This is a genomic window from Rathayibacter sp. PhB152, assembly GCF_003751395.1.
Classification (GTDB): domain Bacteria; phylum Actinomycetota; class Actinomycetes; order Actinomycetales; family Microbacteriaceae; genus Rathayibacter; species Rathayibacter festucae.
Genome location: NZ_RJUT01000008.1, coordinates 127,786 through 144,835 on the forward strand (window position 1 = coordinate 127,786; position 17,050 = coordinate 144,835).

The window sequence follows — 17,050 nt, forward strand, 5'->3', positions numbered from 1 at the left end:
ACCCCGCCTCCGACGCCACCGACGCCCCCGTCACCACGGACTGACCCCCCCTCCGCGAGATGCCACTTGTGCACGCGACACGCCGTGAAAGGCGTGCACAAGTGGCATCTCGCGAGACGGGTCAGGCCCGGGACACCACCGGGCTGAAGAGCGTGCCGATGCCCTCGATGTCGATCGCGACCGTGTCGCCGTTGGCGATCGGCCCGACGCCGGCGGGCGTCCCGGTCAGGATGATGTCGCCCGGCAGCAGTGTGAACACCCGCGAGACGTACGCGATGATCTCGGGCACCCCGTGGATCATGTCGCCGGTGTTCCCGGACTGCAGCCGCCGCCCGTTCACCCGAGTCTCGAGCGCGCTCTCGTTCCAGACGAACTCGGTCTCGATGACCGGCCCGATCGGGCAGAACGTGTCGTAGCCCTTCGCCCGGGCCCACTGCCCGTCCGACTTCTGCAGGTCGCGCGCCGTGACGTCGTTCGCGATCGTGTAGCCGAAGACGACGTCCTCGTAGTCCTCCGCCCGGACGTTCCGCGCGATCGCACCGATCACGACCGCGAGCTCGCCCTCGAACTCCACCTGCTGGCTGTCCTCGGGCAGCACGATCGGCTCGTCCGGCCCGATCACCGAGGTGTTCGGCTTCAGGAACATCAGCGGCTCGGCCGGAGCGTCGCCGCCCATCTCGGCCGCGTGGTCGGAGTAGTTCTTGCCGATTCCGATCACCTTCGAGCGCGGGATCACCGGCGCGAGCAGCTTCGCCTCGGCGAGCGGGATCCGCTCCCCCGTGGTCTCGAAGCCCGCGAACATCGGGTCGCCGGCGAGCACGACCAGGTCGTCCTCGTCCAGGATCCCGAAGTGGATCGCGCCCCCGTTGTCTCCGGAGCGCTGCGTGGCGAATCGTGCGATCTTCATGCGTCCAACCTCGTCATCCAGCCGTGCGTGTCCTCGCGACGTCCGTACTGGATGTCGGTCAGCTCCTCGCGCAGCGACATCGTCAGCGCGCCGGCCGGCGCGCCCTCGTGGCCCACCGAGAAGCCGTCGCCCTTGAGCTCGGCGATCGGCGTGATGACCGCCGCGGTCCCGCAGGCGAACACCTCCACCACGTCGCCGGACTCGACCCCGTCGCGCCACTCGTCGATCGACACCTGGCGGCGCTCCACGCGATGGCCGCGGTCCTCGGCCAGCTGCAGCACGCTGTCGCGGGTGATCCCCTCGAGGATCGAGTCCGACTCCGGCGTGACGAGCGTGCCGTCCTTCTTCACCAGCACCACGTTCATGCCGCCGAGCTCCTCGATCCAGCGCGACTCCTGCGAGTCGAGGAAGAGCACCTGCGCGCAGCCGTGCTGGTACGCCTCCTGCTGCGGCAGCAGCGACGAGGCGTAGTTGCCGCCGGTCTTCGCCGCGCCCGTGCCGCCCTTGCCCGCGCGGGCGAAGGACGTCGACAGCCAGATCGACACCGGGGCCACGCCGCCGGAGAAGTAGGCGCCGGCCGGGCTCGCGATCACGTAGTAGCCGACCTCCTCGGCCGCGCGCACGCCGAGGAACGCCTCCTTGGCGAACATGAACGGCCGCAGGTACAGGCTCGTCTCCGGCTCGGACGGCACCCAGGCGCCGTCGGCCGCGATCAGCTGCCGGAGCGACTCGACGAACAGCTCGGTCGGCAGCTCGGGCAGCGCGAGCCGGCGGGCGGAGCGCTGCAGCCGGCCGGCGTTCGCCTCGGGGCGGAAGGTCCAGATCGAGCCGTCCGCGTGGCGGTAGGCCTTCATCCCCTCGAAGATCTCCTGCGCGTAGTGCAGCACGGCCGCGGCCGGGTCGAGCTGGATCGGGCCGTAGGGCTCGACGCGCGCCTGGTCCCAGCCGCCGGCGCGCGACCAGCGGATGTCGACCATGTGGTCGGTGAAGTGGACCCCGAAGCCGGGGTTCGCGAGGATGCGGGCGCGCTCCTCGTCGGAGCGGGGCGCGGGGTTGGCGGTCACCTCGAAGGCGAGGTCCTGCGCGGGGAGGGTGTCGGTCATGAGGGGTTCTTCCTGGAGTGGCGTGGGGCCCGGGGGCGGGGGCCGGAGAGGAGGGTCAGCGGAGCCGCGAGACGACGGAGTCGCCGATCGCGGCCGTGGAGCGCGGGGTGCCGTCGCGCGACTCGATGTCGGCGGTCACGGCCGCCGTCACGCGGGCGGCCTCGTCGCCGCGACCCAGGTGGTCGAGCAGCAGCGCCACCGACAGGATCGCGGCGGTCGGATCGGCGAGCTGCTTCCCGGCGATGTCGGGCGCGGATCCGTGGACCGGCTCGAACATGCTGGGGAACGCGCCGTCGGGGTTGATGTTGCCCGAGGCCGCGAGTCCGATGCCGCCGCTGATCGCGCCGGCCAGATCGGTCAGGATGTCGCCGAACAGGTTGTCGGTGACGATGACGTCGAACCTAGCAGGATCGGTCACCAGGAAGATCGTCGCCGCGTCCACGTGGAGGTAGTCGACGGCCACGTCCTCGTAGGTGGCCCCTACCTCGTCCACGAGCCGCTTCCAGAGCGAGCCCGCGAAGACCAGGACGTTCGTCTTGTGCACCAGCGTCAGCTTCGAGCGGCGCTTGCGGGCCAGCTCGAAGGCGTGGCGGACGACGCGCTCGACGCCGTAGGCCGTGTTCACCGAGACCTCGTTCGCGATCTCGTGCGGCGTCCCCTGGCGGATCGACCCGCCGTTGCCGACGTACGGGCCCTCCGTGCCCTCGCGGACGACGACGAAGTCGACCTCGCCGGGCGCCGACAGCGGCGACGGCACGCCCGCGTAGAGGCGGGTCGGGCGGAGGTTGACGTAGTGGTCGAGCGCGAAGCGCAGGCGCAGCAGCAGCCCGCGCTCGATGTTCGCGTCCTTGAGGCGCGGGTCACCGGGCACACCGCCGACGGCGCCGAGCAGGATCGCGTCGTGCGCGGAGATCGACGCGAGGTCCTCGTCGGTGAGGACGTCGCCGGTCTCGAGGAAGCGGCCGGCGCCGAGCGAGAACGGCGTCTTCTCGATCACCAGGTCGGAGTCGGCGGTGACGGCGTCGAGGACCTTCACGGCCTCGGCGATCACCTCCGGTCCGATCCCGTCTCCGGGGATGACGGCGAGCTTCACGGTGCGGGTCATGGCGGTCCTCAGACGTGCGGGGGGGGCACGGGCCGGAGTGCTGCGCATCCAGAGGACTGGGCGTGCGGAGCACTCGAGCGTGCGGGGCAGGAGACCAGCCCAGCGTACTCTCGGGCCGCCGCCCGCGCCGGTCGCGCCGCGTCAGCTCCGGCGCAGGCGCCAGGCCGCCACCACGCCGGCGAGCAGCACCAGTCCGACGCCGATCCAGGCCGACCAGCCGACGCCCGCGTCGAACGCGGCTCCGGCCGAGGCGAGCAGGCTCGACGCCGACTCGGACGGGATCTCGCCCGCGACCGCGACCGCGCCGCCCAGGGTCTCCCCCGCGCGCTGCGCCTGGCCGGCGTCGAGGCCCTCGGGCAGCACCACGCCGCTCCGGTAGGCGGCCGTCAGCACCGTGCCGAGCGTCGCCGTGCCGAGCACCGCGCCCAGCTCGTACGCCGTCTCCGACACCGCCGAGGCGGACCCGGCCTTGTCGGCGGGCGCGTTCGCGAGCACCAGCTCGTTGGAGACCGTCTCGGCCGCGCCGATCCCGAGCCCGAGGAAGGCGAACGAGACCGCGACGGTCAGCGCGGAGGCGCCGCCGGGAGCCGCACTGCCGATCGCGAGCAGCGCGTAGCCGACCGCCGAGATCACGAGTCCGGCCGGCACGACGATCCGCGGCGAGATCCGCCGGGCGATCGGCACCACGCCGAGCCCCGCGCCGATCATCACCACGAGTCCGGGTACCAGCACGAGCCCCGCCTCGAGCGGCGAGAGGCCGACGACGAGCTGGAGGTGCTGCGAGACGAAGAACAGCCCGCCGACCAGCGCGACGACGCTGAGCAGGTTGACCAGGATGGCCGCGCTGAACGAGCCGCGGCGGAAGAGCGAGAGGTCGAGCATCGGCACCTCGCGGCGCTGCTGCCGTCGCACGAAGAGCACGCCGCTCACGACGCCGACGACGAGCGAGAGCACCGCGACCGCGTCGATCCCGTGCTCGGCGGCCGACTTGATCGCGTAGACGATCGGCGCCATCGTCGCGAGCGACAGCACGATGCTGACCACGTCGACCGGGCCCGGCTTCGGGTCACGCGACTCCGGCACCAGGATCGGCGCGAGCACCACCAGCGGCAGCAGCACCGGCACCGCGAGCAGGAACACGGAGCCCCAGGCGAAGTTCTCCAGCAGCACGCCGCCGACCAGCGGGCCGACGGCCGAGCCGACCGCGAACCCGGTCGCCCAGATCGCGATCGCCATCCGGCGCTGGTCGCGGTTCGGGAAGAGGCTGCGCAGGAGGGAGAGGGTCGAGGGCATCAGGGTCGCGCCGAAGAGACCGAGCGCCGCGCGGGCGGCGATCAGCGCACCGGCCGTGGGAGCGAAGGCCGCCGCGACCGAGACGACCGCGAAGCCGACCGCGCCGATCAGCAGGAGCTTCCGCCGGCCGACCCGGTCACCCAGACTGCCCATCGCCACCAGCAGTCCGGCGAGCACGAGCGGGTACGCGTCGACGATCCAGAGCAGCTCGGTGCCGGTGGGCCCGAGGTCCTCCGCGATCAGCGGCAGCGCGAAGTTGAGGACGGTGTTGTCGACCGAGACGAGCAGCACCGGCAGCATCAGCACGGCCAGCGCGAACCAGGCGCGGCGCCCGACGCGGGGACCGTCGGGCTCGACGGCGGCGCGCGAGGCGGGGCCGGGGGTCGTGACGGTGGTGACGGGTGCGGTGCGGGCGGACACAGTGGTGCTCTCTCTCGAACGGGGTGATCGCGACCGAGTATACCGTCCAGCCGGTACAGTAGCCAGGGGCGGAACCGGGATCCGTCCCTAGGATGGAGCCCATGCCCGCCGCCCCCGCCCGCGACCGCGTCCTCGACGCGTTCGAGGCCCTGCTGATCGAGCAGGGCGAGCGCTCGGCCACCCTCGACGCCGTCGCGAAGGCCGCCGGAGTCTCCAAGGGCGGGCTGCTGTACCACTTCCCCTCGAAGGACGCCCTCGTCGACGGACTCGTCGGACGGCTCGACGACCGCCTCGCCGAGGACATCGATCGGATCCGCACGTCCGACGAGGGCGTCGTCCCGTACCTGATCCGCACCTCGTTCGCCGCGGACACCCCCTTCGACCGCACGATCCTCGCCGTCTCGCGCGTGGCCCAGGGCCACGACGAGCGCGCGAGCGCCGGCCTCGCCCGCATCCACGACAGCTGGTACGCCGTCGTCGCCGAGGCCGTCGGCGACCCCCTGGTCGCCCGCGCCATCGTCCTGCTGAGCGACGGCCTCTACTACAACTCCGCCCTGCTCCCCACCGGCGACAGCCCCCGCGGCGAGGCCGCCGACGTCCTCGCCGTCATCGCCCGCCTCCTCCCCCGCTGACCCCGGAGGAGCACCAGCCCGAAGGACGCGGAGCATGCTGGTCGAGTAGCCGGCCGCAGGCCGGCATATCGAGACCCGCTGCCTACAGCCGCACGGTCCCCTCGATCAGCGTCGCCGTCCCCCCGCCGATCCACACGTCGTCGCCCACGCGCTCCACGAGCACGCGTCCCGCGCGCCCCATCGCGGTCCCCTGCGCTGCGACGTACCGCTCGGGCGCCAGCCCGGCCCCGATCAGCCACTGCGCGATCCCCGCGTTGAGACTGCCCGTCACCGGGTCCTCCGCCACCCCCGCGTCCGGGATGAACGCCCGCACCTCGAAAGCGCACTCCGCCCCCGCCGGATGCGGTCCGACCACGCCGACCGCGAGCCCGCCGAGCCGCGCCGACTCCGGCCGGATCGCGAGCACCCGCTCCGCCGACTCCAGCCGCAGCGCCAGCCAACCCGGCCCGTTGTCGGCCCACTCGTGCCCGAGGATCTCCTCGCGCGCGAGCCCCAGCGCCGCCGCCGCGCGCGCCAGCGTCGGCTCGTCCACCGGCCCCGTGCGCTGCCGCGGCGGCGCCGCGAACGCGATCGCCCCGTCCGACACCCGGAGCCGCACGAGCCCGGCCGCGCACTCCTGCACCAGCACTCCGGCGTCGCGCGGCACTCCCCCGGACGCGAGCCACGCGTGCGCGCTGCCGAGCGTCGGGTGCCCCGCGAAGGGCAGCTCGCGCCGCGGCGTGAGGATCCGCAGCCGGTAGTCGGCCTCGGGCGACGTCGGCGGCAGCAGGAACGTCGTCTCCGACAGGTTCGTCCAGCGCGCGAACGCGGCCATCGACGCGTCGGACACGCCGTCGCCGTCGACGACCACCGCCACCGGGTTGCCGAGGAACGGCTCCGCGCCGAACACGTCGACCTGGGCGAATCTGCGCTCCATGCTGCCGTCTCCTCCGCCGCGCTCGGACCTACTCGGTGATGTCGATCTCCTGCATCAGGTCGGCGTCGATCGCGACGCGGACCTTCTCCAGCAGGCCGTCCGGCGCCGGCGAGTCGATGGTGATCACCGAGAGGGCCTTGCCGCCCGCCTCGGTGCGCGCGATCTGCATGCCCGCGATGTTGACGGAGGCCTCGCCGAACTCGCGGCCGTAGACCGCGACGATCCCGGGACGGTCGACGTAGCTCATCACCACGTGGTGCTTCGCGAGCGGCACCTCGACGTCGTAGCCGTTGATCGCGACGAGCTTCTCGACCTGCTTGGTGCCGGTCAGCGTGCCCGAGACCGAGATCTGCGAGCCGTCCGAGAGGGCGCCGCGGAGCGTGATCACGTTGCGGTACTCGTCCGAGACCGCGTCCGTGATGAGGCGCACCTCGATGCCGCGCTGCTCCGCGAGCACCGGCGCGTTGACGTACGACACCGTCTCCGACACCACGTTGCTGAAGACGCCCTTGAGCGCCGCGAGCTTGAGCACCTTGACGTCGAAGCCGGCCAGCTCGCCGCGCACCTCGACGTCGATCGACGTGACCGGCGAGGAGGCGAGCCCGGAGAAGACCTGGCCCAGCTTCTCGACCAGCGGGATGCCCGGGCGGACGTACGGATCGATGAGCCCACCGGCGACGTTCACCGCGTCCGGCACGAGCTCGCCCGAGAGCGCGAGGCGCACCGACTTCGCGACCGAGACGCCCGCCTTCTCCTGCGCCTCGTCCGTCGACGCACCGAGGTGCGGAGTGACGACCACGTTCTCGAGGGCCAGCAGCGGCGAGTCGGTCGGCGGCTCCTTCACGAACACGTCGAGCCCGGCGCCGGCGATGGTCTTCGCGACGAGCGCGCGGTGCAGCGCGTCCTCGTCGATCAGCCCGCCGCGGGCGACGTTCACCAGGAACGCGGTCGGCTTCATCAGCGCGAGCTGCGCGTCCGAGATCATCCCGGTGGTCTCCGGGGTCTTCGGCATGTGGATGGTGATGAAGTCGCTCTGCGCGAGGAGCTCCTCGAGCGGCAGGAGCGTCACGCCGAGCTGCTGCGCGCGGGCGCTGGTGACGTAGGGGTCGTAGGCGACGACGTTCACGCCGAAGGCCTGCAGGCGCGCGGTGATCAGCGCGCCGATGCGGCCCAGGCCGATGATGCCGACGGTCTTCTCGTAGAGCTCGACGCCGGTGTACTTCGAGCGCTTCCAGAGGCCCTGCGCGAGCGCGCTGTGCGCCGCCGGGATGTGCCGGGCGAGGCTCAGGATGTGGCCGACGGTGAGCTCGGCGGCGGAGATGATGTTCGAGGTCGGCGCGTTCACGACCATGACGCCCGCGGCGGTCGCGGCGGTGATGTCGACGTTGTCGAGGCCCACGCCGGCGCGCGCGACGACCTTCAGCGAGGGGGCCGCGGCGATCGCCTCCGCGTCGACCTGCGTCGCGGAGCGGACCAGGATCGCGTCGGCCGAGCCGAGCGCCTCGAGCAGCGCGGGGCGGTCGGTGCCGTCCACGGAGCGGATCTCGAAGTCGGGACCGAGGGCGTCCACGGTGGCGGGCGAGAGTTCTTCGGCGATCAGGACGACCGGCTTAGTCACGAGAGGCGCTTCCTTCGGGGAGGGGACGGAGCGGGCACCGAGCACGAGGGCCGGTGGAGCCCCCGCCACTGTAGCGGAGGGCCGCAGCCGTCCCCGGCCGTGTGACGTCCGGTCTCGCCCGGTGGCGAACGACGCGTCTAGAGCGAGACGAGGCTCTCGAATCCGAGGATCAGCTGCACGTCGAGCGACAGCGCCGCGGAGAGGCAGAGCGCTGCGAACAGCAGCCCGGTCCGCGCCAGGAGCCCGCGCCGGCGGCCGAGCACCAGTGCCAGCACGAAGCAGACCACCGGCAGCGCCAGACCGAGCAGCAGCACCGTCCAGCCCGTGCCGTTCAGGTCGGTGCCGAGCGTGGCGGCGTAGGTGCGCAGCCCGACGAGGTTGCCGATCCCCTCCCAGACGTCCCAGGCGAAGAAGAGAGCGAAGACCGCGGCGATCAGCACCGAGAGCAGGAGGCGCTTCCGTCGGCCGTCACGGTGTCCCCTCCCGCCGAGGGTCGCCTTCACCGTGCTCCCGGTCGAGGTGGAGTCGGTCGATGCGGTGTCGCTCATCACGCCCCCTTCAGGAACGGCAGAGGGGCCAGCAGGATCAGCCCGGCGATCAGCCAGAGCACCCGGGTGCGCGTGCGGGCGCTCCGTGTGCCGAGCAGCACGGCGGCGAACCAGGCCGCCGGCCCGGCGACCGCGAGCCAGAGGCCGAGCCCGTAGAGCCCGCCGCCGAGCGGGTCGCCCGCGAACGTCCCGGCGACCGTGGCGTTCTGCCGCGTCGCGGTGATCATCCAGCCGATCGTCCAGAGCAGGTACAGACCCGCGGCGACGCCCATCGCGACCAGCAGCACGGAGGAGGCGGCCGCCGCCTCGGCCGCGTCGCGCTCGTCGTCGTCCAGCTCGTCGTCGTCCTCGAGCTCGTCGTCGTCCTCGCGGAGCTCGTCCGGCAGCTCGTCGACGTCGCCCTCGCGCGCCGCGCGGACCTCCGGAGCCGAGCGCACCGCACGGGGCGTCCGGCGGCGCACCGGAGCATCGCCCGCCACCAGGGTGGGGTCGCCGCCCTCGCCGGCCCAGCTGAGCGCGTCGTCGTCCCGGTCGTCCTCGGGTCTGCTGTCGATCACCGCAACACCCTAGCCGCGCGGCCTCGCCGTCGGCTCGGAGCACCCCGACACCTCCCCGCCACCGCGGCGTCACCGCCCGGCCTCCCCGGCGAGCGACCCTTCGGGGATGGCGGAGCAGTCGGGGACGGACGAGCGCGCGGTGGACGCTGGCCGGCGCCGCTACGTCGCGATCGGCGACTCCTTCACCGAGGGCGTCGGCGACCCGCACCGGCTCCTGCCCAACGGCGTCCGCGGCTGGGCGGACCGCGTCGCCGACCGGCTCGCCCGCGCCGAGCCCGGCTGGGAGTACGCGAACCTCGCGATCCGCTCCAAGCGGCTCGCCCAGATCACCGCGGAGCAGCTGACGCCCGCGCTCGAGCTGCGGCCGACCCTCGTCACCCTCTACGCCGGCGGCAACGACATCCTCGACCTCGGCACCGACATGCGCGTGCTCATCGACGGCTACGAGCACCTCGTCGACGCCCTCGCGACGACGGGCGCCTCGCTCGTGCTCTTCACCGGCTTCGACATCCCCTTCCTGCCCGCCCCGCGGATGTTCGTCAAGCGCAACCGCGTCTACAACAGCGCCGTCCGCCGCATCGCCCGCGAGCGCGGCGCCGTCCTCGTCGACTACTGGCGGATGCAGGCGTTCCGCGACGCCGCGATGTGGTCGAGCGACCGGATGCACCTCTCCAAGCGCGGGCACCGCGTGCTCGCGGCCCAGGTGCTGGACGTCCTCGGCGTGCCGCACACCATCTCCACCGGCCCGTGGGACCCGCCCGAGCCGCTCACCCCGCGCGAGCTGCTCCGCGACCAGTACCGCTGGGCGCACGACTGGGTGCTCCCCCTCGTCGGCCGGAAGATCCGCCGGGTGACCCTCGGCGACCACCTCTCCCCGCGCTGGCCGGATCCCGTGCTCGTCCCGCCCAAGGGCGGCCTGCGCCGCCTCGCCCGCGATGCCGCTCGCTGACGAGCATCCGCGCGCAGAACATCAGCCGAGAGCACTCGTCATCGGCCATCGGCGATGAGCAGCACTCTCCGCTGATGCTCTGCGCGACGAGTCGCCCGATCCCTAAGCGCCGGCCGCTAGGCCACCAGCGGCAGCCCCGCCACCAGCAGCAGCGCCACCGCGAACATCACGATCGGCGCCACCCGTCCCGCGCCCGCGCTCGACGGTGCCGGCCTCCGCGCGAGTCCGGTCAGCCGGCGGCGGTCGATCGCCGCCACTCCCCCGCGCACCGACAGCGGTCCCTCCTCGAGATCCCCGGGCCAGCGCTCGACCAGCAGCCCGCGGCTCCGGGCCAGGGCGGCGTCGGACGCGCGCAGCACCGCCAGCGGCAGCCCGTTCGCCTGGGACGAGCCGATCCCGGCCGCCGCTCCGGCCGCGACGACGACCGCCGCCGTGACCACGGCCCCCTCCGAGCCCTGCAGGGCGATCACCGCGATCATCAGCAGCACTCCGACGAGCGCGAGGACGATGCCGACGAGCGAGAGCGCCGAGAACAGGAGGGAGTGGGCCCGCAGATCCCGCGTGGCCGCCCTCCTCCTCGCCTCGGCCCGTGCCGCACGCGACGGCGCGAGGATGCCGGCGAGGTCCGCCGGTGAGAGCGCGTCCTCCGGCAGTCGCAGGTCGAACGGCAGACCGGCGGTCTCCACGAGGTCGTCCCGGCCGAGGTCGGCGGGGACCGGCCAGGCGGCCCGGGCGAAGCGGGCTCCCGCGGCCTCCGTCCGTCGCCGCAGGGCGGTGGCGGTCGCCACGAGGACCGTGCCGGCGATCAGCGCGAGCGCGAGGGCGGTCACCGTCCGCAGCGCCACCGGCGCGGACTCGAGGATCCCGCCGGACGCCAGCGCGAGCGCCGCCGCGAGTCCGCCGCCGGCCACCCCGCACAGCACGATCCCCGCCGACACCTCGTACGACAGCCCGTCCCGCGCCGCCGCCACGCCCTCGTCCCACTGCCGCAGCCGCCGTGCCCGTCGCTCCATCCGCCCCACGCTACCCGCGTGCCCCGTGAGCTCCCCCGCGGTGCGCCCGCAGCCCGGGCAGCCCGCGCCGCGGGCGCATCGAGATCCACCCCGCCCGAACGACGGTCTGCAAACAACCCGCGCCGCCGACGCCGGGTCTCGATACGCCCCTCCGAGGCTACTCGACCACCATGGGTGGGCCGCATCCGGGGAACGCCCCGTTTCATGCTGATCGAGTAGCCCGCGCAGCGGGCGTATCGAGCGGAGGGGGCGCCTCCGGCGCCATCGCAGGGCGGGGAAGAGACCGACGTGCATGCGGTGGTGGGTCTCGATACGCCCCTGCGGGGCTACTCGACCAGCATGGCTGCGGGCGTCTCTTCCAAGTAGATCCACCAGCGCCAGGACGAGGGTCTGCAGACCACCCTGCTTGCGACGCCAGGTCTCGATACGCCCCTCCGGGGCTACTCGACCACCATGGGTGGACCGCATCCGAGGAATGCCCCCTTGCATGCTGATCGAGTAGCCCGCGCAGCGGGCGTATCGAGATCCACCCCCGCCAGAACGACGGCCCCCCCCCGGACGCGACGGAGCCCCGGCCCCGCCGACGTCCACCGCAGAAGCGGTGTCCGTCGACGGCCCGGGGCTCCGAGGTCCGTCCGTGCCGGCGACTAGCGCGCGACGCTGCCGTCGGTGTAGTCCTCGTCCGTCTGCTTCCAGGCGAAGAGCTTGCGCAGCTCGCGGCCGGTTTCCTCGATCGGGTGCTTCTCGCCCTTGGCGCGCAGCTCCTGGAACTCGGGCGCTCCCGCGTCCTGGTCCGCGATGAAGCGCTTGGCGAAGGCACCGCTCTGGATGTCGCCGAGCACCGCCTGCATGTTCTGCTTGACGCTGGGGTCGATGACGCGGGGGCCGGACACGTAGTCGCCGTACTCGGCGGTGTCGGAGACCGACCAGCGCTGCTTGGCGATGCCGCCCTCCCACATCAGGTCGACGATCAGCTTGAGCTCGTGGAGCACCTCGAAGTAGGCGATCTCGGGCTGGTAGCCGGCCTCGACGAGGGTCTCGAAGCCGTACTGGACGAGCTGCGAGGTGCCGCCGCAGAGCACGGCCTGCTCGCCGAACAGGTCGGTCTCGGTCTCCTCGGTGAAGGTCGTCTTGATGACGCCGGCGCGGGTGCCGCCGATGGCCTTCGCGTACGACTTCGCGGTCTCCCAGGCGGTGCCGGTCGCGTCGTTCTCGACGGCGATGATGTCCGGGATGCCGCGGCCGGCGACGAACTCGCGGCGCACGGTGTGGCCGGGGGCCTTCGGCGCGATCAGGATCACGTCGACGCCCGCGGGGGCCTCGATGTAGCCGAAGCGGATGTTGAAGCCGTGCGCGAAGGCGAGGGTCTTGCCCTCGGTCAGCTTGTCCGCGATCTGCTCGCTGTAGATCGCGCGCTGGTGCTGGTCCGGCGCGAGGATCATGATCAGGTCGGCCCACTCGGCGGCGTCGGCGACGCTCTTGACCTCGAACCCGTCGTCCTCGGCCTTGGCGGTCGACTTCGACCCCTCCTTGAGAGCGATGACGACCTGGACACCGGAGTCGCGGAGGTTCTGCGCGTGCGCGTGGCCCTGCGAGCCGTAGCCGACGATCGCGACCTTCTTGGACTGGATGATGGAGAGATCGGCGTCGGCGTCGTAGATGAGCTCGGTCACGTGATGCTTCCTTTTCTGGTTGTGGAGTGGGCGGAGCAGAGGGGACGGCGCGGAGCCGTCAGTTCTTGAAGACGCGCTCAGTGATCGACTTCGAGCCGCGGCCGATGGCCAGCAGGCCCGACTGGGCGATCTCCTTGATCCCGTAGGGCTCGATGACCCGGAGGAACGCGGTGGTCTTGCCGGAGTCGCCGGTGACCTCGATGACCAGGGCGTCGGTCGCGACGTCCACCACGCGGGCGCGGAAGAGGTTCACGGCCTCGAGCACCTGCGAGCGGGTGACGTTGTCGACGCGCACCTTCACGAGCAGGTGCTCGCGGTGCACCGACTGGTCGGGGTCGAGCTCGACGATCTTGATGACGTTGATCAGCTTGTTCAGCTGCTTGGTCACCTGCTCGAGCGGGAGGTCCTCGACGTCCACGGCGACCGTGATGCGCGAGAGCCCCTCGAGCTCGGTCGGCCCGACGGCCAGCGACTCGATGTTGAAGCCGCGGCGCGCGAACAGCCCCGCGACGCGGGTGAGCAGTCCCGGCTTGTCCTCGACGAGCAGGGAGAGAACGTGGTGGGTCATGCGGTCTACTCCTCGTCGTCCCAGGTCGGGCTGTGGTCTCTGGCGTACTGGACGTAGCTGTTCGAGACGCCCTGCGGGACCATCGGCCACACCATGGAGTCGCGGCTGACCACGAAGTCGATGACGACCGGCCGGTCGTTGGTGGCGATCGCCAGCTCGATGGCCGCGTCGATCTCCTCCGGCTTGGTGACCCGGATGCCCAGGGCGCCGTAGGCCTCCGCGAGCTTCACGAAGTCCGGCACCCGGACGGTGTCGTGTCCCGTGTTGAGGTCGGTGTTCGAGTAGCGGCCCTCGTAGAACAGGGTCTGCCACTGGCGGACCATGCCGAGCGAGGAGTTGTTGATCACCGCGACCTTGATCGGGATGTCGTTGATCGTGCAGGTCGCGAGCTCCTGATTGGTCATCTGGAAGCAGCCGTCGCCGTCGATCGCCCAGACCGTGCGGTCCGGCTCGCCGACCTTGGCACCCATCGCCGCGGGCACGGAGTAGCCCATCGTGCCGGCGCCGCCGGAGTTGAGCCAGGAGTTGGGGCGCTCGTACTTGATGAACTGCGCGGCCCACATCTGGTGCTGGCCGACACCCGAGGCGAAGACGCCCTCGGGACCGGTGATCTCGCCGATCCGCTTGATCACGTACTGCGGAGACAGCAGGCCGTCGACCGGCTCGGTGTAGCCGAGCGGGAACTCCTCCTGCAGGCCCTTGAGGTAGGTCCACCAGTCGGCCGTGTCGGGCGCGGCACCGTCGATCGCCTTCGCGAACGCGTCGGTGAGGTCCGGCAGGACGTCCTTGAGGTCGCCCACGATCGGCACGTCGGCCGTGCGGATCTTGGAGATCTCGGCCGGATCGATGTCCACGTGCACGACCTTGGCGTTCGGCGCGAAGAGCGCCGCCTTGCCGGTCACCCGGTCGTCGAAGCGCGAGCCGAGCGCCAGGATCAGGTCCGACTCCTGCAGCGCGAGCACCGCGGGGACGGTGCCGTGCATGCCGGGCATGCCCAACTGCTGCTCGTGCGAGTCGGGGAACGCGCCGCGCGCCATCAGCGTCGTGACGACGGGAGCGCCGCAGGCCTCGGCGAACGCCAGGAGCTCCGCCGCCGCACGGGCGCGGATGATGCCGCCGCCGACGTAGAGCACCGGCTTCTTCGCCTCGGCCAGCAGCTGCGCCGCGGCCTGGATCTGCTTGCCGTGGGCCTTCGTCACCGGACGGTAGCCGGGCAGGTCGATCTTCGGCGGCCAGCTGAACGGCGCGGCGTCCTGCTGCGCGTCCTTCGTGATGTCGACGAGCACGGGGCCGGGGCGGCCGGTCGTCGCGATCAGCACGGCGGAGGCGAGCGCCGAGGGGATGTCCTCGGGGCGCGTGACCAGGATCGAGTGCTTGGTGATCGGCATCGTGATGCCGACGATGTCCGCCTCCTGGAAGGCGTCGGTGCCCATCAGCGTCGAGAAGACCTGGCCGGTGATCGCGAGCATCGGCACGGAGTCCATGTAGGCGTCGGCGATCGCCGTGACGAGGTTGGTCGCACCGGGCCCGGAGGTCGCGATGCAGACGCCGAGCTTGCCGGTCGCCGCGGCGTAGCCCTCGGCCGCGTGGCCGGCGCCCTGCTCGTGGCGGACCAGGATGTGGCGGATCTTCGACGAGTCCATCAGCGGGTCGTAGACGGGCAGGATCGCACCGCCGGGCAGACCGAAGACGTCCTCGATCCCGAGCATCTCGAGCGAGCGGACGACCGCCTGCGCTCCGGTGAGCGACTCGGCGACGGGAGCGACCGCCGGCGCGGACGCGGCGGAGCGGGGTGGCTGGGGGGTCGGGGCGGGAGGCGCGGCGGACGGGTCCGGGGTCATGCGGGTGTCGATTCCTTCGAAGCGGTGTGCGGCGGCGGGCACCGGGGGCTCGGAGTGCGAGCGAGCGGTGCCCGGGAGGCGCGAGTGCGCGGCCGGCCCGAGCGGGCCGGGATCAACCCGTGGTGGCGCCCTCGGCGGCCGAGCGGACGAGCTTGGCGTACTTGGCGAGGACACCGCGGGTGTAGCGCGGAGGGAGGGGCGCCCAGCCTTCTCGGCGGGCGGCGAGCTCGGATTCGTCGACGAGTAGGTCGATCGATCGAGCGGCGATGTCGACCCGAATCGGGTCTCCGTCGCGAACGAATGCGATGGGACCTGCGTCCACCGATTCGGGAGCTATGTGGCCGATGCACAGGCCGGTTGTGCCGCCTGAGAATCGTCCGTCGGTCAACAGTAGTACATCTTTTCCGAGGCCGGCCCCCTTGATGGCGGCGGTGATGGCCAGCATCTCGCGCATCCCGGGGCCGCCCTTGGGGCCCTCGTAGCGGATGACCACCACGTCGCCCTTCGTGATCTCGCCGTCGGTGAGCGCGTCCATCGCGGCGCGCTCGCGCTCGAAGACCCGCGCGGGGCCCTCGAAGACCGAGGCGTCGAAGCCGGCCGTCTTGACGACCGCGCCCTCGGGAGCGAGCGAGCCCTTGAGCACGGTCAGTCCGCCGGTGGCGTGGATCGGGTTGTCGAGGGTGCGGATGACCTCGCCGTCCAGCGGCGCGATGTCCATCGCCGCGAGGTTCTCGGCGACGGTCTTCCCGGTGACGGTGAGGCAGTCGCCGTGCAGCAGGCCCGCGTCGAGCAGAGCCTTCATCACGGCGGGGACGCCACCGTGGCGATCGACGTCGTTCATGACGTACTTGCCGAACGGCTTGAGGTCGCCGATGTGCGGGATCGTGTCGCCGATGCGGTTGAAGTCGTCGATCGTGAGGTCGACCTCGGCCTCGTTCGCGATCGCGAGCAGGTGCAGGATGACGTTGGTCGAGCCGCCGAAGGCCATGGCCACGGCGATCGCGTTCTCGAACGCCTCCTTGGTCAGGATGTCGCGCGCGGTGGTGCCGTTGCGCAGCAGCTCGACGACCGCCTCCCCCGACTTGCGGGCGAAGTAGTCGCGGCGGCGGTCGGCCGCGGCGGGCGACGCGGAGCCGGGCAGGCTCATCCCGAGCGCCTCGGCGACGCTGGCCATGGTGTTCGCGGTGTACATGCCACCGCAGGAGCCCTCGCCCGGGGCGAAGGCGCACTCGATGCGCTTGGCGTCCTCCTCGGACATGATCCCGGCCTTGACGCCGCCGACCGCCTCGAAGGAGTCGATGATCGTGATGTCCTTCTCGGTGCCGTCGGACAGCTTGACCCAGCCCGGCGCGATCGACCCGGCGTAGACGAAGACGGCGGCGAGGTCGAGGCGCGCGGCGGCCATCAGCATGCCGGGCAGCGACTTGTCGCAGCCGGCCAGCATGACGGTGCCGTCGAGGCGCTCGGCCATCATCACGGTCTCGACGGAGTCGGCGATGACCTCGCGTGAGACGAGCGAGAAGTGCATGCCCTCGTGACCCATCGAGATGCCGTCCGAGACGGAGATGGTGCCGAACTGCAGCGGGTAGCCGCCGCCCGAGTGCACGCCCTCCTTCGCGCTGCGCGCGAGGCGCTCCAGCGAGAGGTTGCAGGGGGTGATCTCGTTCCAGGACGACGCGATGCCGATCTGGGGCTTCTCCCAGTCGTCATCGCCCATTCCCACGGCGCGCAGCATCCCGCGCGACGTCGTCGCCTCGATGCCGTCCGTGACGGTGCGCGAACGAGGCTTCCAATCGATTTCCGGCATGTGACGAGGCTACCGCCTCGCACGCGGTGCTCCCGCGCTCCGGAGCGCGCCCCGATCCGTCGCGAACGGTCACCTCCGGAGCCTCGATCCGTCACGGATG

General features: G+C 72.0%; 15 protein-coding genes. 2 read left to right on the forward strand and 13 right to left on the reverse strand.

The features are described from left to right. Positions 1 to 121: 121 nt before the first annotated feature. The 4 genes from EDF36_RS17795 to EDF36_RS17810 form a co-directional block, all read right to left on the reverse strand. Entirely contained in the window at positions 122 to 907 is a 786-nt protein-coding gene (locus EDF36_RS17795; protein WP_123734013.1) for a fumarylacetoacetate hydrolase family protein, read from the reverse strand. Next, on the reverse strand, positions 904 to 2,010 hold the full coding sequence (locus EDF36_RS17800) for a branched-chain amino acid aminotransferase (protein ID WP_123734014.1): 1,107 nt from the start codon (positions 2,008 to 2,010) through the stop codon (positions 904 to 906). Before EDF36_RS17800 ends, EDF36_RS17795 begins: the two co-directional genes overlap by 4 nt. Positions 2,011 to 2,065: 55 nt before the next feature. Beyond that, a complete protein-coding gene (locus EDF36_RS17805) occupies positions 2,066 to 3,115 on the reverse strand; it encodes a 3-isopropylmalate dehydrogenase (RefSeq protein WP_123734015.1) in 1,050 nt (349 codons plus the stop codon). 141 nt (positions 3,116 to 3,256) lie between these two features. Continuing rightward, positions 3,257 to 4,828, reverse strand: coding sequence for an MFS transporter (locus EDF36_RS17810; RefSeq protein ID WP_260300777.1), 1,572 nt, complete (start codon positions 4,826 to 4,828; stop codon positions 3,257 to 3,259). Between the two features lie 101 nt (positions 4,829 to 4,929). On the opposite strand from EDF36_RS17810, the gene EDF36_RS17815 reads away from it, so the two are divergent. Next, positions 4,930 to 5,460 carry a TetR/AcrR family transcriptional regulator gene (locus EDF36_RS17815; RefSeq protein ID WP_123734016.1) on the forward strand — a complete coding sequence of 177 codons (531 nt, stop codon included), beginning with the start codon at positions 4,930 to 4,932 and terminating at the stop codon, positions 5,458 to 5,460. Between the two features lie 82 nt (positions 5,461 to 5,542). Here EDF36_RS17815 and EDF36_RS17820 read toward each other — a convergent pair whose 3' ends face one another. From EDF36_RS17820 to EDF36_RS21415, 4 genes are all read right to left on the reverse strand, one after another. After that, entirely contained in the window at positions 5,543 to 6,376 is an 834-nt protein-coding gene (locus EDF36_RS17820; protein ID WP_123734017.1) for a PhzF family phenazine biosynthesis protein, read from the reverse strand. A gap of 28 nt (positions 6,377 to 6,404) precedes the next feature. Then, positions 6,405 to 7,994, reverse strand: a complete 1,590-nt coding sequence (serA, locus tag EDF36_RS17825; RefSeq protein WP_123734018.1) for a phosphoglycerate dehydrogenase — start codon at positions 7,992 to 7,994, stop codon at positions 6,405 to 6,407. A gap of 137 nt (positions 7,995 to 8,131) precedes the next feature. Then, entirely contained in the window at positions 8,132 to 8,542 is a 411-nt protein-coding gene (locus EDF36_RS17830; RefSeq protein ID WP_123734019.1) for a hypothetical protein, read from the reverse strand. After that, complete coding sequence (locus EDF36_RS21415; RefSeq protein WP_185020537.1) at positions 8,542 to 9,099, reverse strand: hypothetical protein; 558 nt, start codon at positions 9,097 to 9,099, stop codon at positions 8,542 to 8,544. The genes EDF36_RS17830 and EDF36_RS21415 overlap by 1 nt, the downstream gene beginning before the upstream one ends. Before the next feature lie 106 nt (positions 9,100 to 9,205). Here EDF36_RS21415 and EDF36_RS17845 point away from each other — a divergent pair, with 106 nt between their 5' ends. After that, on the forward strand, positions 9,206 to 10,048 hold the full coding sequence (locus tag EDF36_RS17845) for an SGNH/GDSL hydrolase family protein (RefSeq protein ID WP_123734021.1): 843 nt from the start codon (positions 9,206 to 9,208) through the stop codon (positions 10,046 to 10,048). A 116-nt stretch (positions 10,049 to 10,164) separates the two neighbouring features. Here the strand turns inward: EDF36_RS17845 and EDF36_RS17850 are convergent, their stop codons facing one another. From EDF36_RS17850 to ilvD, 5 genes are all read right to left on the reverse strand, one after another. After that, positions 10,165 to 11,061 carry a hypothetical protein gene (locus EDF36_RS17850; protein ID WP_148060090.1) on the reverse strand — a complete coding sequence of 299 codons (897 nt, stop codon included), beginning with the start codon at positions 11,059 to 11,061 and terminating at the stop codon, positions 10,165 to 10,167. Positions 11,062 to 11,708: 647 nt separating this feature from the next. After that, positions 11,709 to 12,734 carry a ketol-acid reductoisomerase gene (ilvC, locus tag EDF36_RS17855; RefSeq protein WP_123734023.1) on the reverse strand — a complete coding sequence of 342 codons (1,026 nt, stop codon included), beginning with the start codon at positions 12,732 to 12,734 and terminating at the stop codon, positions 11,709 to 11,711. A 58-nt stretch (positions 12,735 to 12,792) separates the two neighbouring features. After that, complete coding sequence (gene ilvN, locus EDF36_RS17860; protein WP_123447978.1) at positions 12,793 to 13,302, reverse strand: acetolactate synthase small subunit; 510 nt, start codon at positions 13,300 to 13,302, stop codon at positions 12,793 to 12,795. 5 nt (positions 13,303 to 13,307) lie between these two features. Next, a complete protein-coding gene (locus EDF36_RS17865) occupies positions 13,308 to 15,143 on the reverse strand; it encodes an acetolactate synthase large subunit (RefSeq protein WP_123734024.1) in 1,836 nt (611 codons plus the stop codon). Positions 15,144 to 15,255: 112 nt separating this feature from the next. Then, positions 15,256 to 16,950, reverse strand: a complete 1,695-nt coding sequence (gene ilvD / locus EDF36_RS17870) for a dihydroxy-acid dehydratase (RefSeq protein ID WP_123734025.1) — start codon at positions 16,948 to 16,950, stop codon at positions 15,256 to 15,258. Positions 16,951 to 17,050: the final 100 nt, after the last annotated feature.

Bases quoted from the DNA above. Each gene is read 5' to 3' on its own strand.
- EDF36_RS17845 (WP_123734021.1), top strand. From the start codon at position 9,206: ATGGCGGAGCAGTCGGGGACGGACGAGCGCGCGGTGGACGCTGGCCGG.
- ilvD (WP_123734025.1), bottom strand. From the start codon at position 16,950: ATGCCGGAAATCGATTGGAAGCCTCGTTCGCGCACCGTCACGGACGGC.
- EDF36_RS17800 (WP_123734014.1), bottom strand. From the start codon at position 2,010: ATGACCGACACCCTCCCCGCGCAGGACCTCGCCTTCGAGGTGACCGCC.
- EDF36_RS17865 (WP_123734024.1), bottom strand. From the start codon at position 15,143: ATGACCCCGGACCCGTCCGCCGCGCCTCCCGCCCCGACCCCCCAGCCA.
- EDF36_RS17805 (WP_123734015.1), bottom strand. From the start codon at position 3,115: ATGACCCGCACCGTGAAGCTCGCCGTCATCCCCGGAGACGGGATCGGA.
- EDF36_RS17815 (WP_123734016.1), top strand. From the start codon at position 4,930: ATGCCCGCCGCCCCCGCCCGCGACCGCGTCCTCGACGCGTTCGAGGCC.
- ilvN (WP_123447978.1), bottom strand. From the start codon at position 13,302: ATGACCCACCACGTTCTCTCCCTGCTCGTCGAGGACAAGCCGGGACTG.
- EDF36_RS17850 (WP_148060090.1), bottom strand. From the start codon at position 11,061: ATGGAGCGACGGGCACGGCGGCTGCGGCAGTGGGACGAGGGCGTGGCG.
- EDF36_RS17820 (WP_123734017.1), bottom strand. From the start codon at position 6,376: ATGGAGCGCAGATTCGCCCAGGTCGACGTGTTCGGCGCGGAGCCGTTC.
- EDF36_RS17830 (WP_123734019.1), bottom strand. From the start codon at position 8,542: ATGAGCGACACCGCATCGACCGACTCCACCTCGACCGGGAGCACGGTG.
- EDF36_RS17795 (WP_123734013.1), bottom strand. From the start codon at position 907: ATGAAGATCGCACGATTCGCCACGCAGCGCTCCGGAGACAACGGGGGC.